This window comes from Georgenia phoenicis, from assembly GCF_047302425.1.
Lineage (GTDB): Bacteria > Actinomycetota > Actinomycetes > Actinomycetales > Actinomycetaceae > Oceanitalea.
This window is the reverse complement of sequence record NZ_CP154855.1, coordinates 3,417,197-3,432,216: the sequence shown is the minus strand read 5'-3', so window position 1 is coordinate 3,432,216 and position 15,020 is coordinate 3,417,197. Positions and strand designations below refer to the sequence as shown.

13 protein-coding genes are annotated in these 15,020 nt (G+C 73.1%); 8 read left to right on the top strand and 5 right to left on the bottom strand.

Features of this window, described 5'->3' with window-relative positions:
- Nucleotides 1–84 precede the first annotated feature (84 nt).
- Nucleotides 85–957, top strand: a complete 873-nt coding sequence (gene mca, locus AA0005_RS16165) for a mycothiol conjugate amidase Mca (RefSeq protein WP_413451154.1) — start codon at nucleotides 85–87, stop codon at nucleotides 955–957.
- A complete protein-coding gene (locus AA0005_RS16160; protein ID WP_413451153.1) occupies nucleotides 954–1,214 on the top strand; it encodes a hypothetical protein in 261 nt (86 codons plus the stop codon). The genes mca and AA0005_RS16160 overlap by 4 nt, the downstream gene beginning before the upstream one ends.
- A 1-nt stretch (nucleotide 1,215) precedes the next feature.
- Here the strand turns inward: AA0005_RS16160 and trhA are convergent, their stop codons facing one another.
- Nucleotides 1,216–1,923 carry a PAQR family membrane homeostasis protein TrhA gene (gene trhA, locus AA0005_RS16155; protein ID WP_413451152.1) on the bottom strand — a complete coding sequence of 236 codons (708 nt, stop codon included), beginning with the start codon at nucleotides 1,921–1,923 and terminating at the stop codon, nucleotides 1,216–1,218.
- Between the two features lie 144 nt (nucleotides 1,924–2,067).
- On the opposite strand from trhA, the gene AA0005_RS16150 reads away from it, so the two are divergent.
- Entirely contained in the window at nucleotides 2,068–2,829 is a 762-nt protein-coding gene (locus AA0005_RS16150) for an isoprenyl transferase (protein ID WP_413451151.1), read from the top strand.
- Between the two features lie 230 nt (nucleotides 2,830–3,059).
- On the top strand, nucleotides 3,060–4,442 hold the full coding sequence (locus AA0005_RS16145) for a PhoH family protein (RefSeq protein WP_413451150.1): 1,383 nt from the start codon (nucleotides 3,060–3,062) through the stop codon (nucleotides 4,440–4,442).
- A gap of 89 nt (nucleotides 4,443–4,531) precedes the next feature.
- Here the strand turns inward: AA0005_RS16145 and AA0005_RS16140 are convergent, their stop codons facing one another.
- Both AA0005_RS16140 and AA0005_RS16135 read right to left on the bottom strand, forming a co-directional pair.
- Nucleotides 4,532–5,443, bottom strand: a complete 912-nt coding sequence (locus AA0005_RS16140) for a carbohydrate kinase family protein (protein ID WP_413451149.1) — start codon at nucleotides 5,441–5,443, stop codon at nucleotides 4,532–4,534.
- Complete coding sequence (locus tag AA0005_RS16135) at nucleotides 5,440–5,655, bottom strand: exodeoxyribonuclease VII small subunit (protein WP_413451148.1); 216 nt, start codon at nucleotides 5,653–5,655, stop codon at nucleotides 5,440–5,442. The genes AA0005_RS16140 and AA0005_RS16135 overlap by 4 nt, the downstream gene beginning before the upstream one ends.
- A gap of 122 nt (nucleotides 5,656–5,777) precedes the next feature.
- On the opposite strand from AA0005_RS16135, the gene adhE reads away from it, so the two are divergent.
- Nucleotides 5,778–8,474: a bifunctional acetaldehyde-CoA/alcohol dehydrogenase gene (gene adhE, locus AA0005_RS16130; RefSeq protein ID WP_413451147.1), complete on the top strand. Its 2,697-nt coding sequence runs from the start codon at nucleotides 5,778–5,780 to the stop codon at nucleotides 8,472–8,474.
- A gap of 19 nt (nucleotides 8,475–8,493) precedes the next feature.
- Here adhE and xseA read toward each other — a convergent pair whose 3' ends face one another.
- Together xseA and AA0005_RS16120 are read right to left on the bottom strand one after the other, a co-directional pair.
- Nucleotides 8,494–9,729, bottom strand: coding sequence for an exodeoxyribonuclease VII large subunit (gene xseA / locus AA0005_RS16125; RefSeq protein WP_413451146.1), 1,236 nt, complete (start codon nucleotides 9,727–9,729; stop codon nucleotides 8,494–8,496).
- Nucleotides 9,726–9,920 (bottom strand): GNAT family N-acetyltransferase, encoded by a 195-nt coding sequence (locus AA0005_RS16120; protein WP_413453113.1) that lies wholly within the window; start codon nucleotides 9,918–9,920, stop codon nucleotides 9,726–9,728. Before AA0005_RS16120 ends, xseA begins: the two co-directional genes overlap by 4 nt.
- A gap of 592 nt (nucleotides 9,921–10,512) precedes the next feature.
- Between AA0005_RS16120 and AA0005_RS16115 the strand changes: the two genes are divergently transcribed.
- The 3 genes from AA0005_RS16115 (at nucleotide 10,513) to AA0005_RS16105 (ending at nucleotide 15,012) form a co-directional block, all read left to right on the top strand.
- A complete protein-coding gene (locus AA0005_RS16115; protein WP_413453112.1) occupies nucleotides 10,513–11,550 on the top strand; it encodes a 4-hydroxy-3-methylbut-2-enyl diphosphate reductase in 1,038 nt (345 codons plus the stop codon).
- 81 nt (nucleotides 11,551–11,631) lie between these two features.
- Nucleotides 11,632–13,287, top strand: a complete 1,656-nt coding sequence (locus tag AA0005_RS16110; protein WP_413451145.1) for an AMP-binding protein — start codon at nucleotides 11,632–11,634, stop codon at nucleotides 13,285–13,287.
- Nucleotides 13,288–13,383: 96 nt separating this feature from the next.
- On the top strand, nucleotides 13,384–15,012 hold the full coding sequence (locus AA0005_RS16105; protein ID WP_413451144.1) for a peptide ABC transporter substrate-binding protein: 1,629 nt from the start codon (nucleotides 13,384–13,386) through the stop codon (nucleotides 15,010–15,012).
- Nucleotides 15,013–15,020 lie beyond the last annotated feature (8 nt).

Here is a 15,020-nt window from a genome sequence, read left to right as displayed (position 1 = left end):
CGTCCATGGCACGCGTCATCGGCGTTGCCCCCGGGCGCCGCGGCGGGCGAGAATCGATGCCGGCCAGCGATCAGGAGGAACAGAGTGAGCGAGCAGCTGCGGCTCATGGCGGTGCACGCGCACCCCGACGACGAGTCGAGCAAGGGTGCCGCGACGATGGCGCGGTACGTGGCCGAGGGCCACCGGGTGCGGGTGGTGACGTGCACCGGCGGTGAGCGCGGCGACATCCTCAACCCCAAGCTCGCCCACGACCAGACGATCCTCGAGGACATGCCCGCCTACCGCCGTCGGGAGATGGCGGCGGCGGCCGAGGCGCTGGGGATCGAGCACGTGTGGCTCGGCTTCGTCGACTCCGGCCTGCCCGAGGGCGACCCGCTGCCGCCGCTGCCCGAGGGGTGCTTCGCGCTCGAGCCGCTCGAGGTGCCGGTCGAGGCGCTCGTCCGGGAGATCCGCACCTTCCGCCCGCACGTCATGACGACGTACAACGAGGAGGGCGGCTACCCCCACCCCGACCACATCCGCACCCACGAGATCTCGGTCGCGGCCTTCCACGCCGCCGCCGACCCCGAGCAGTTCCCGGACGCGGGCCCGGCGTGGGAGGTCTCCAAGCTCTACTACGACGTCGGCTTCTCCCTCGACCGGATCCAGGCCATCTCCGACGCCATGCACGAACGCGGGCTCGTCTCGCCCTTCGAGGACTGGCTCGAGCGGGCGGCCACCCGCCCCCAGCGCACCGTGACCACCCGGGTGCGCTGCGAGGACTACTTCGACCGCCGTGACGAGGCGCTGCGGGCGCACGCCACGCAGATCGACCCCGACGGCTTCTTCTTCGAGGTGCCGCGGGACATCGAGCGGGAGGTGTGGCCGGTGGAGCAGTTCGAGCTCGCCGAGTCGCGCGTGCCGGTCGAGCTGCCCGAGGACGACCTCTTCGCCGAGCTGCGTAGGCTGAGCGCGTGACCGCCTCCCTGGCCGCGCTGCTGCTCGCGCAGACGCCGGCGCCCACCCCGCCCGCACCCGACCCGGAGATGACGATCTACACCGTCACGCCGGGCATCGCGGGCTTCATCGCCTTCATCGTGCTCGCCCTGGCCGGCTGGCTGCTGTTCCGCTCGCTGACCCGGCACGTGCGCAGGGTCGACTTCGAGGGGCAGCGCCGGCAGGAGGCGGAGCGGGCCGAGGACGACGCCGCCGCGGGGGACGGTCCCGGCCGCTGACTCAGACCGCGGCGACGGCGAGCGCGACGGCCGCGTAGTGGCACCAGTAGCCACCGACCGTGCCGACGTGGAAGATCTCGTGGAAGCCGAACCAGCGCGGGCTGGGGTTGGGCCGCTTGGTGCCGTAGACCACCGCGCCGAGGGTGTAGCAGGCGCCGCCGACGATGACGAGCCACATGATCGTCGGGCTGCCGGCCCGGCCGAAGTCGGGCAGGAACCACACGGCCACCCAGCCGAGCGCGACGTAGATCGGCACGTAGAGCCAGCGCGGGGCGCCGAGCCACAGCACCCGCATGAGGATGCCCGTGACGGCGCCCACCCACACGACCGTGAGCAGGACGGTCGCGGTGCTGCGCGGCAGGAGCAGCGCCGCCAGCGGCGTGTAGGTACCGGCGATGAGCAGGAAGATGTTCGAGTGGTCCAGGCGCCGCAGCACCGCCGCGGCGCGCGGCGACCACGTCCCGCGGTGGTAGACGGCGCTCGTGCCGAAGAGGAGGACGGCGCTGGCCCCGAAGACCGCCGTCGAGACCCGAGGGGCGCCCGCGGGGGCGAGGACGACGAGGACGATGCTCGCGACGAGCGCGAGCGGCGCCGTGCCGGCGTGGATCCAGCCGCGCAGCCGCGGCTTGACGGCCTCGGCGAGGGACTCGGCGGCGTCGCCGATCTCCTCGGCGGCGCGACGAACGGGACGGTCGGGCGTGGGTGCCAACCGGCACCTCCTTCCGGGAGCGGAGCGACAACCTACGCTGCCGTAACTTACGCCAGCGTAACGGACCGGGCGAGCGTGCGGCGCGCACCGGCGGAGTAGCCTGAGGCCCGTCGTCCCACCCCGTCGTCAGGAGTGCCCCAGGACATGCGGCCCCACCGCCTGCTGTACGGACTGTACGAGCGCCGTCTCACCCGCCGCCTCGACCGGTCCGCCACCCCGCGGCACGTCGGGGTGATCCTCGACGGCAACCGCCGCTGGGCCCGCGCCCTGGGCAACCCCGCCTCCCACGGGCACCGCAGGGGTGCGGACAAGATCACCGAGGTCCTCGGCTGGTCGGAGGACGCCGGGGTGCAGATCGTCACCCTGTGGATGCTCTCGACCGACAACCTCCAGCGCGACGCCGACGAGGTCGCCGAGCTGCTCGAGATCATCGCCTCCGCCGTCGACACGCTCGCCGACTCCGGCCGGTGGCGGCTGCGCGTCGTCGGGGCCCTGGAGCTGCTCCCGCCGCCCGTCGCCGAGCGGCTGGCGCAGGCCGTCGAGCGCACCGCCCACGTCACCGGCATGCACGTCAACGTCGCCGTCGGCTACGGCGGGCGCTACGAGATCACCGCGGCCGTGCGCTCCCTGCTCCGCTCCTACGCCGCGCAGGGGCTGAGCCTGGAGGAGGCGGCCGAGGCGCTGAGCGTCGAGAGCATCGCCGAGCACCTCTACACCAAGGGCCAGCCGGACCCGGACCTCGTCATCCGCACCTCCGGCGAGCAGCGGCTGGGCGGCTTCCTCCTGTGGCAGAGCGTCCACAGCGAGTACTACTTCTGCGAGGCCTACTGGCCCGACTTCCGGCGCGTGGACTTCCTCCGCGGCCTGCGCGACTACGCCCAGCGCGAGCGCCGCCTCGGCCGATAGCCACGCGCCGTCGGGTGAACTCCGGGTGAACTTCTGCCGCCCGTGGGAGTGTCGCGGGCCCGGACGGGAGCTCACGGGCCTAGCGTCAGCTGTGACGGGCGGCACACCCGCTGCCCTCCGGGAGGCCCACCGATGGATGCGTCAGCAGGGGCCGCCGGCCCCGCCGGCAGGCCACTCGCCCTACTCACCGCGCCCGGCACGGCCGCCGCCGGTGCGCCGGAGGGACACCCATGACCCTGACCCACCCGGACCCGCTCGCCGACCTCGAGCAGGCCCAGCTGGCCGAGAGCACCGTCGCCCAGCGCCTCACCTACGTCCTCGACACCTCCGTCCTCCTCTCCGACCCGCACGCGATCGGGCGTTTCGCGGAGCACGACGTCGTGCTCCCGGTCGTCGTCGTCACCGAGCTCGAGGGCAAGCGCCACCACCCCGAGCTGGGGTACTTCGCCCGGACCGCGCTGCGCCTGCTCGACGACCTGCGCGTGCGCCACGGCCGCCTCGACACCCCCGTGCCCGTCGGGACCGCCGGCGGCACCCTGCGCGTCGAGCTCAACCACTCCGACCCCGAGGTGCTGCCCTCCGGCCTGCGCCTGGGCGACAACGACACCCGGATCCTGTCCGTCGCCGCCAACCTCGCCGCCGAGGGGCACGAGGTCGCCGTCGTCTCCAAGGACCTGCCGATGCGGGTCAAGGCCTCCGCCCTCGGCATCCCCGCCGAGGAGTACCGCGCCCAGCAGGTCGTCTCCTCCGGCTGGACGGGGATGACGACGGCGAACCTCAGCGACGAGGAGATGGCCACCCTGTGGGGGGAGGAGGAGCTCGAGATCGCCGGGCTCACCATGGCCGGCCACCTCACCGGCGAGCTGTGCCACACGGGCGTGGTCCTCCACTCCGGCCGCGGCTCCGCGCTCGGGCGGGTGACGCCCGACGGGCGCCTGCGGCTCGTGCGCGGGGACCGGGAGGTCTTCGGCGTCCACGGCCGCAGCGCCGAGCAGCGGGTGGCGATCGACCTCCTCACCGACCCGGACGTCGGCATCGTCTCCCTGGGCGGCCGCGCGGGCACCGGCAAGTCGGCGCTCGCGCTGTGCGCGGGCCTCGAGGCGGTCCTCGAGCGGCGCGAGCACCGCAAGGTCGTCGTGTTCCGGCCGCTGTACGCCGTCGGCGGCCAGGAGCTCGGCTACCTGCCGGGCACGGAGGCCGAGAAGATGGGGCCATGGGCCGAGGCGGTCTTCGACACCCTCGGCGCGCTGGTGGACCGCAACGTCCTGGACGAGGTGCTCGCCCGCGGCATGCTCGAGGTGCTGCCGCTCACCCACATCCGCGGCCGCTCGCTGCACGACGCGTACGTCGTCGTCGACGAGGCGCAGTCCCTCGAGCGCAACGTCCTGCTCACGGTGCTGTCGCGCATCGGGCAGAACTCCAAGGTGGTCCTCACCCACGACGTCGCCCAGCGCGACAACCTGCGGGTGGGCCGGCACGACGGCGTCGCGGCGGTGGTCGAGATGCTCAAGGGCAACCCGCTGTTCGCGCACGTGACGCTCACGCGCTCCGAGCGCTCGGCGATCGCTGCGCTCGTCACCGAGGTCCTCGAGGACGGCCCACCCGTCATCTGACCCCGGCCTCGCGCCCCTTCCCTCGTCGAGAGCGGAGTTGTTCCGGCGGAACAACTCCGCTCTCGACGCGAGAGGAAGGCGAGCGCGCGTCAGGCGAGCTCGGCGGCGGTGGGCGGGTTGGCACCGGCGCGGGAGACGGTGACGGCGGCGACGGCTGCGGCCCGCTCGAGGACCCCGCGCAGCGTCGCGGCGTCGACGGCGCGCAGCTGCTCGCGCCGCTCGGCGCCCACGAGGTCCGCGCGGACCAGGCCGTCGATGATGCCGCCCATGAAGGAGTCGCCGGCACCCACGGTGTCGACGACGGTGGTCCGCGGCGCCGGGACGCTCACCGTCAGGCCGTCGCCCGCGTAGGCCTCCGCACCCTCCCCGCCCCGCGTCACGACGACGACGGCGGGCCCCAGGGCCAGCCACGCCCGGGCGACCTCGGCGACGGGCTCGTCGGGCGCGAGCCACGCGACGTCCTCGTCGGAGACCTTGACGACGTCGGCGCGCGCGACGAGCGCCTCGACCCGCTCCCGGGCCTCGGCCGCCGAGCCCATGATCGCCGGGCGCGCGTTGGGGTCGTAGGTGACGGTGGCCGTGGCGGCGACGGCGTCGAGCAGGCGGGCGGTGCGGGTGGCCGCCGGCTCGAGGACGGCGCTGATCGAGCCGGTGTGCACCAGCCGCGGGGCGCGGCCGTCGAGGTCGGGGAGGTCGCAGCTGATGTCGAACTCGTAGTCCGCGGCGCCGCCGTCGTCCAGACGCGCGAGGGCGGTCGAGGTCCGCGCGGCGCCGTCGGACCCGGGGACGAGGTGCACGCCGTCGCGCTCGAGGTGGGCCCGGACCCGCTCCCCGCGCTCGTCCCGCCCGAACCAGGTGCCGAGCTCGACCGCGTGCCCGAGCCGGGCCAGGCCGACCGCGACGTTCGCCGGGCTGCCGCCCACGTGCTCCACCGGCTCCGCGCCGGCGCGGTCGACGATGTCGATGAGGCTCTCTCCGAGGACGAGCAGCGGGGCGCTCACTTCCCCTCCTCCGTCGCCTGCTGGGCCTTGGCCAGGCGCTCGCGGGCGCCGTCGAGCCACTCCTGGCAGCGGGCCGCCAGCGCCTCGCCGCGCTCCCACAGCCGCATCGACTCCTCGAGCGTGGCGGCGCCGGTCTCGAGGCGCTGCACGACGGTCTGCAGCTCCTCCCGGGCCTGCTCGTAGCTGAGGGACGCGACGTCGGGGGTGCTCATGGCGTCCAAGTCTGGCAGAGCCGGCGGAAGTCGGGACCATGGCCCGTGGTCTGGACCACAGTCCGGTCCCTAGCGTGGGTACTGGGTCGACGGGGACCCGGTCAGCACACGAGTCCCAGACCATGGAGCCCACGGTGAGCATCGACACGACGACCCCCGCAGCACAGACCGGCACGAGTAGCACCCGGCAGATCGACCGGCTCGTGGCCAACGCGGCGCAGGCCGCGGCCGCCTACGAGTCCTTCACCCAGGAGGACGTCGACCGCATCGTCAAGAAGGCGTCGGTGGCGGCCCTCAACCAGCACGGCGTCCTCGCGCGCCTCGCGGTGACCGAGACCGGCCGCGGCGTGTTCGAGGACAAGGCGGTGAAGAACATCTTCGCCTGCGAGCACGTGACGAACTCGATGTCGGGGATGCGGACGGTCGGCGTCGTCCGGCGCGACGAGCTCAACGGGATCGTCGAGATCGCCGAGCCTGTGGGCGTCGTCGCCGGGATCACCCCGGTGACCAACCCGACCTCGACGGCGATCTTCAAGGCGCTCATCACGCTCAAGACCCGCAACCCCATCATCTTCGCCTTCCACCCCTCCGCCCAGGAGTCCTCCGTGGCCGCAGCCCGGGTGGTGCGCGACGCCGCGGTGGCCGCCGGGGCGCCGAAGCACTGCATCCAGTGGGTGACCGAGCCCTCGGTCGAGGCCACCCGCGAGCTCATGCACCATCCGGGCGTGGCGATGATCCTCGCGACGGGCGGCAACGCGATGGTCAAGGCCGCCTACTCCTGCGGGAAACCCGCCCTCGGTGTGGGGGCGGGCAACGTCCCGGCGTGGATCGAGGCGAGCGCCAAGCTGCCCCGGGCGGTCAACGACGTCGTCCTGTCCAAGGCCTTCGACAACGGCATGGTGTGCGCCTCCGAGCAGGCCGTCATCATCGACGACGCCGTCTACGACGACGCGCTCGCAGAGTTCGCCCGCCTCCACGCCTACCGGGTGACTCCGGCCGAGAAGGCGCTGCTCGAGCGCTTCATCTTCGGGGAGGAGGCCGGAGACGCGGCCTGCTCGGGCGCGCGGCTCAACGCCGCCGTCGTCGGCCGCAGCCCGCAGTGGATCGCGGAGCAGGCCGGCTTCACCGTGCCGGCCGAGACGTCCGTCATCCTCGTCGAGGTCAGCGGTGTCGGCCCGCACGAGCCGCTCACCCGCGAGAAGCTCTGCCCCGTGCTCGCGGTGCTCCGCGCGGCGGACCGGGAGCACGGCATGGCGCTCGCCGAGCAGATGGTCGAGCTCGACGGCCTCGGCCACAGCGCCGCCGTCCACACCGAGGACCCGGCCACCGTCGAGGAGTTCGGCTCCCGGGTCAAGGCCGTGCGCGTCATCTGGAACTCCCCGGCGTCCCTCGGCGGGATCGGCAACATCTACAACTCCTTCCTGCCCTCCCTCACGCTCGGCTGCGGCAGCTACGGCGCCAACTCCGTCTCGGGGAACGTCTCGGCGGCCAACCTGCTCAACATCAAGCGGATCGGCCGGCGCAACAACAACCTCCAGTGGTTCAAGGTGCCCGCCAAGACGTACTTCGAGGCCAACGCGATCCGTTACCTCGAGGACATGCCCGGCGTCCACCGGGTCACGGTCGTCACCGACGCGACGATGACCCGTCTCGGCTTCGTCGACAAGGTCCTCGACGTCCTCGCCCGCCGGCCCGGGAAGGTGGCCCTCCAGGTCATCGACGACGTCGAGCCCGAGCCCTCGATCACCACCGTCGAGCGGGGCGCCGCCGCGATGCGCGAGTTCGGGCCCGACACGATCATCGCGCTCGGTGGCGGCTCACCGATGGACGCCGCCAAGGTCATGTGGCTGCAGTACGAGCACCCCGACGTCGTCTTCACCGACATCCGCGAGAAGTTCTTCGACGTCCGCAAGCGGGCCTTCAAGTTCCCGGCCCTCGGGGAGAGGGCCAGGCTCGTGTGCATCCCGACGACGTCGGGAACCGGCGCGGAGGTGACGCCCTTCGCCGTCATCACCGACCCGCGGACCGGCGTGAAGTACCCGCTCGCCGACTACGCGCTCACCCCGAGCGTCGCGATCGTCGACCCCGCCCTCACCGGAGAGATGCCGGCGTCGCTCGCCGCGGACTCCGGCTTCGACGCCCTGACCCACGCGACCGAGGCCTACGTGTCCGTCTACGCCAACGACTTCACCGACGGGATGGCGCTGCACGCGATCCGGCTCATCTTCGCCAACCTCGCCGAGTCGGTGAACGGCGGGCCGCGCGCGGCCGAGGCGCGGGAGAAGATGCACAACGCCGGCACGATCGCCGGGATGGCCTTCGGCAACGCCTTCCTCGGGATCGTCCACGCGATGGCGCACACGATCGGCTCGACCTTCGGCCTCGTCCACGGGCGCACCAACGCGACGCTGCTCCCGCACGTCGTCCGGTACAACGGGACGGTTCCGACCAAGCTGACGAGCTGGCCCAAGTACGAGTCCTACGTGGCGCCGGAGCGCTTCCGGCAGATCGCCGAGGCGCTCGGGCTGCCGGCCCGCACCCCGGAGGAGGGGGTGGAGTCCTACGCCCGGGCGGTGGAGGAGCTGCGCGAGGCGGTCGGGATCCCTGCGTCCTTCGCGGCGCAGGGCGTCGACGAGCGGGTCTTCGTCGAGGGGCTGGACGACCTCGCGATGCGCTCCTACGAGGACCAGTGCGCCCCCGCCAACCCGCGGATGCCGATGCTCGAGGACATGAAGGACCTCATGCTCGCCGCGTACCACGGCACCTCCTTCACCGAGGTTCGCCGGGCGCGGCTGGCCACGGAGGAGGAGGCGGGCTGAGCGGGGGAGCGGCAGCGCCTCAGGGCTGCGGCCGCTCCTCCTGCACCTGCACCGTGAGGCTGCCACCGGCCACCCGGGCGTCGAGCACGTCCCCGGCGACGACGTCGGCGGGGTCGCGGACCACCGCGCCCTCGCCGGTGCGCAGGACGGCGTAGCCCCGCTCGAGGGTGGCGAGCGGGGACAGCGCGCGCAGGTGACCACGCAGCGACTCGAGCGTGGCGACGTTGCGGTCCACGCACGCCGTCGTCGCCTGGCGCAGCGAACCGAGGAGGCGGGTGACCTCCTCGGCGCGGACGGTGACCATCGTCGTCGGGTCGGCGAGGACGGGCCGGGAGCGCAGAGAGTCGAGGCGTACCTGCTCGCTGTGCACCCGCCCGGCCATCGAGGCGCGCAGCCGCTGGCGGGCGACGAGCAGGCCGCGCCGCTCCTCGGTGACGTCCGGGACCACCCGCTTGGCCGCCGCCGTGGGCGTGGAGGCGCGGTAGTCGGCGACGAGGTCGAGCAGCGGGGTGTCCGTCTCGTGGCCGATCGCGGAGACGAGCGGGGTGCGGCACGCGGCCGCGGCCCGCACGAGCTGCTCGTTGGAGAAGGGCAGGAGGTCCTCGACCGAGCCGCCGCCGCGGGCGACGACGATGACCTCGACGGCTGGGTCGGCGTCGAGCTCGGCGATCGCGCGGCTCACCTGCGCGACCGTGCCCGGCCCCTGGACGGCGACCTCCCGGATCTCGAAGCGCACCCCGGGCCAGCGGGCGCGGGCGTTGACGACGACGTCGTGCTCGGCCTTGGACTCGCGGCCGCAGACCAGGCCCACGACCCCGGGCAGGAAGGGCAGCGGCACCTTGCGCTCGGCGGCGAAGAGCCCCTCGGCCGCGAGGACGCCCTTGAGGTGCTCGATGCGCGCGAGCAGCTCACCGAGGCCGACGGCGCGCAGCTCGCGGGCGTGCAAGGAGAGCGAGCCGTTCTTCTGGTAGAAGTCCGGCTTCGCGTGGACGACGACGCGCGAGCCCTCGGCCACCTCCGGCAGGTCGCGGGCGAAGATCTTCACCGTCATCGACATGTCGACGTCGGCGTCGCGCAGGGTGAGGAAGGCCATCCCGGCGCCGGGCCGGCGGTTGAGCTGGACGATCTGGCCCTCGACCCACACCGGGGACATTCGGGCGACGTACTCGGCGATCTTCGCCGAGAGCAGCCGCAGCGGCCACGGCTGGTCCGGTGAGGTCTGGGCCGCGCGCTCGGGCAGCGGGGCGGCGCTCACGGGGCCACCTCGGCGGGCGCGAGGCGGCGGACCATGACGAGGGTCTCGGGGCGCTCCTCGACCACCGTGAAGCCGAGCCGCCCGTAGAAGGCGATCGCGCCGTCGTTCGCTCTCACGACCTCGAGGTGGACGCCCGGCACGCCCCGCTCCGCGAGGGCCGAGAAGAGCCGGGTGAGCAGCGCGCGGCCCATCCCGCCGCCGCGGGCCGGCTCGAGGAGGTCGACGTGGAGGTGGGCGGGGTACTCGGCGAGCCACTCGCCCCGCGCGTGAAGGCCCTCCTCGATGACCCGGACGAGGCGCTCGTCGGCGCTGCCGGGCCGGGGCGGGTGGGCGCGGTAGTGCGTGCGCAGCGGCGGCCACCATCGCTCCTCGCAGGCGGCCTCGAAGGCCGGGGTGTCCGCCGTCCCGACGACGTAGCCGAGCGGCTCGGGGCTCCCGGCGGCTCGGACGACGAAGGCGAGCTCCGGCTCGAGCTCGAGGTAGGGGCCGAGGTAGACGTGTCCGAGGAGCTCGCGGTCCTCGTGGTCCGGGCTCGCGTCGGTGCCGGCGTTCCCGGTGCGCAGGCAGATCTCGTAGAGCGCGGCGCGGTCGGCCGGGCGGTACTCGTCGAGGTGCAGGTCGGGTCGCATCGCTCACAGCATGCCACCGGGGGCAGACGTTCCCGCCCTCCCGACGTAGCCTGTCAAGGTGACTACCGTGCCTTCTGACGCTTCCCTGGGCGCCCAGGCGCCGGACCGCCGCGAGGTCCAGTCCCTCGCCGGCGCGTCCGCCTTCCCCGACGCCGTGCCCGCGCGCACGCCCGGAGCCGCCGCCGTCCCCGGCCGCCGCATCCTGCTCGCCGCGCCCCGCGGCTACTGCGCGGGCGTGGACCGCGCCGTCGACGCCGTCGAGAAGGCGCTCGAGCACTACGGCGCGCCCGTCTACGTGCGCAAGGAGATCGTCCACAACAAGTACGTCGTCGAGACGCTCACCGCCCGCGGCGCGATCTTCGTCGACGAGACCGACGAGGTGCCCGAGGGGGAGCGGGTCGTCTTCTCCGCCCACGGCGTCTCCCCGGCGGTGCACGCCGCCGCGGCCGCCCGCAACCTCGCGACGATCGACGCCACGTGCCCGCTCGTGACGAAGGTGCACAAGGAGGCCGTGCGCTTCGCCCGCGACGACATGGACATCCTCCTCATCGGTCACGACGGCCACGAGGAGGTCGAGGGCACCCAGGGCGAGGCGCCGGACCACATCCAGGTCGTCAACTCCCCGGACGAGGTCGACAAGGTCGTCGTGCGCGACCCCGAGAACGTCGTGTGGCTCTCCCAGACCACGCTGTCGGTCGACGAGACGATGGAGACGGTCCGCCGCCTGCGCGAGCGCTTCCCCAAGCTGCAGGACCCGCCGAGCGACGACATCTGCTACGCCACCCAGAACCGCCAGGTCGCGGTGAAGAAGATGGCCCCCGAGTGCGACGTCGTCATCGTCGTCGGCTCGGCGAACTCCTCGAACTCGGTGCGGCTCGTCGAGGTCGCCCTCGAGGCCGGGGCCCGCGCCTCCTACCGGGTGGACCGCGCCCAGGAGATCGACGACTCCTGGTTCGACGGCGCCACGACCGTGGGCCTGACCTCCGGCGCCTCGGTGCCCGAGATCCTCGTCCGCGACGTCATCACCCACCTCGGCCGGCTCGGCTACGGCGAGGTCGAGGAGGTGCGCACCGCGACGGAGGACATCATGTTCTCGCTGCCGAAGAACCTGCGCGCCGACCTCAAGGCCGCCGGCGGCACGCCGGACCGCCCGCACCGCGGGAACCGCCGCGCGCTGCCCGTCCAGGCCTGAGGTCGCACACGCACCTACGCCGCCGTAACCTACGGTGGCGTAGGTGCCGATCCCGCGGCACCGCTGAACGAAGTGGGGCTCATGGCCACTGACGACTTCACGGTCCCCGAGCTGACCGTCCCGGACCTCCTCGCCGACGCGGCCGAGCGGGTCCCCGACACCGTGGCGCTCGACTTCCTCGGCGCGACGACGACGTACCGCGAGCTCGCCGAGCAGGTCGACCGCGCCGCGGGAGTCCTCGCCGCGGCGGGCGTGCGCCCGGGGGACCGGGTGGCGCTCGTGCTGCCCAACTGCCCCCAGCACGTCGTCGCCTTCTACGCGGCGCTGCGCCTGGGGGCGGTCGTCGCCGAGCACAACCCGCTCGCCTCCCCGGCCGAGGTCCGCGCCCAGCTCGAGGCGCACGGCGCCCGCGTCGTCGTCGCCTGGGAGAAGTCCCTCGAGAAGGTCTGCCCCGGCGGGGACCAGCAGGGGCGCACGGTGCTCGCCGTCGACCTCACCGCCGCCCTCCCGCGGCGCTCACGGCTCCTGCTGCGCCTGCCCATCCCCGCCGCGCGCGCCCAGCGCGAGGCCATGCGCGGGCCGGTGCCCGCCGGCGTGCTCAGCTGGGAGCGCGAGCTGGGCCGCGCGACCGTACTGCCCGCCGCGACCGAGGGACCGGCACCGCTGGACACCGCCGTCCTCCTCCACACCGGCGGGACGACAGGCACGCCCAAGGCCGTCGTCCTCACCCACCGCAACCTCATCGCCAACGTCACGCAGAACGCGACGTGGATCTCCGAGCTGCGCTACGGCGAGGAGGTCTTCTCCGCCGTGCTGCCCTTCTTCCACGCCTTCGGGATGACGCTCTCGCTCACCACCGCCGTGCGCCTGGGAGCCACCCAGCTCGTCTTCCCGCGCTTCGACCCGGACATGGTCCTCGCCGGCGTGCGACGGCGGCCGGTCACCTTCTTCGGCGGCGTGCCGCCGATGTTCGCGCGCCTCGCCGATGCCGCCGAGGGCAAGGGTGTTGACCTCAGCGCGGTGCGCTTCGCGATCTCCGGGGCGATGTCGCTCCCGCCCGAGGTGGCCGCCCACTGGGAGCGGGTCACCGGCGGGCTCATCATCGAGGGCTACGGCATGACCGAGACCTCGCCGGTCGCGCTCGGCAACCCGCTCGGCCCGGACCGGCGCCCCGGGGCGCTGGGCCTGCCCTTCCCCGGCACCGAGATCCGCGTCGTCGACCCGGAGCACCCGCACACCGAGGTTCCCGCCGGGGAGACCGGGGAGCTGCTCATCCGCGGCCCGCAGGTCTTCGCGGGCTACTGGGAGAACCCCGAGGCCACCGCCGAGGTCATGCTCGACGGCGGGTGGTTGCGCACCGGCGACCTCGTGCGGCGCGGCGAGGACGGCTTCGTCACGCTCGCCGACCGGCGCAAGGAGCTCATCATCACCGGCGGCTTCAACGTCTACCCCTCCCAGGTGGAGGACGCGGTGCGCTCGATGCCGGGGGTGCGGGACGTCGCCGTCGTCGGCGTCCCGGACGGCTCGCGCGGGGAGCGGGTCGTCGCGGCCCTCGTGCTCGAGCCGGGAGCCAGCGTCGACCTCGCCGCCGTGCGCCGCTGGGCCGAGGACCGCATCTCCGCCTACGCGATGCCGCGCGCCGTCACCGTCCTCGAGGACCTGCCCCGCTCCCAGCTGGGCAAGGTGCTGCGGCGCGTGGTGCGCGAGCAGCTCCTCGCCCCGCGCCGGCCCTCCTGAGGGCGCAGCATTTCCCATCCCGGCCCGCCGCGTCATATCGTGCAACGCACGCGTGACTACAGTCACGGGCCTACTGACCACGATTCGGGGACCGTCATGACCAGGATCCGCCCCTACCGCTCCGCCGCGGCCGTTCTCGCCGCCTCGCTCCTCCTCGCCGCCTGCTCCGGCGGCGACGGCGAGGGTGACGGCGACGCCACCTCCTCGGAGACCTCCGCCGGTGGCGGTGTCGTCTCGATCAACGGCACCGAGCCGCAGAACCCGCTGATCCCCACCGCCACCAACGAGGTGGGCGGCGGCGACATCGTCGACCTGCTGTTCGCCGGCCTGGTCCGCTACGAGACCGACGGCACCGTCGTCAACGAGGTCGCGGAGTCGATCGAGACCGAGGACAACCAGAACTTCACGATCACCATCGCGGACGGCTGGACCTTCTCCGACGGCACCCCGGTCACCGCCGACAGCTTCGTCGACGCCTGGAACTACGGCGCCCTGCTCAGCAACGCGCAGAACAGCAGCTACTTCTTCGAGAGCATCGAGGGCTTCTCCCAGGAGGAGGACTCCGAGCTCACCGGCCTCGAGGTCGTCGACGAGCACACCTTCACCGTGCGCCTGTCGCAGCCGGAGTTCGACTTCCCGCAGCGCCTCGGCTACTCGGCCTTCTACCCGCTGCCCGAGTCGGCCTTCGAGGACACGGAGGCCTTCGGCGAGAACCCGATCGGCAACGGCCCCTACAAGCTGGCCGAGGAGGGCGCCTGGGAGCACAACGTCCAGATCGAGCTCGTCCCCAACGAGTCCTACGCCGGCGGCACCCCCGCGCAGAACGGCGGCGTGCGCGTCGTCTTCTACGACAACCTCGACACCGCGTACAACGACCTCATCAGCGGCAACCTCGACATCATGGACGAGATGCCGTCCTCCGCGCTGTCGACCTTCGAGGAGGAGCTGGGTGACCGCGCCGTCAACCAGCCCGCGGCCCTCAACCAGTCGCTGTCCGTGCCGTCCTACCTGCCCGAGTTCCAGGGCGAGGCGGGCCTCCTGCGCCGCCAGGCCATCTCGCTGGCCATCGACCGCGAGCAGATCGCCGAGACGATCTTCGCCGGTGCCGTGACGCCGTCGGTCGACTTCACCGCACCCTCCATCGAGGGCTACACCGCCGACATCCCCGGCAACGACGTCGCCCAGTACGACCCCGAGCGCGCCGCCGAGCTGTGGGCCGAGGCCGAGGCCATCGAGCCCTGGGAGGGCACCCTCACCATCAGCTCCAACGCCGACGGCGACCACCAGGCGTGGATCGACGCGGTGACCAACTCGATCCGCAACACGCTGGGCATCGAGGCCGAGTTCGAGGCCTACCCGCAGTTCTCCGAGTTCCTCGACGCGCGCGACAACCAGCAGATCTCCGGTCTGTTCCGCGCCGGCTGGCAGGCGGACTACCCCTCGCTCGTCAACTTCCTCGCGCCGATCTTCTCCACCGGTGCCGGGTCGAACGACGCGTTCTACGCCAACCCCGAGTTCGACGACCTCATGCGGCAGATCAACGCTGCGGAGTCCGTCGAGCAGGCCAACGAGCTCGTCACCGAGGCTCAGGCGATCCTCTTCCGGGACCTGCCCGGCATCCCGCTGTGGGTGGAGAACGCCGTGGGTGGCTACGGCGAGTCCGTCGACAACGTCGAGTTCTCCTGGAACCGCCAGGTCGAGCTCCCGCAGGTCACCAAGGGCTGATTAGCCCG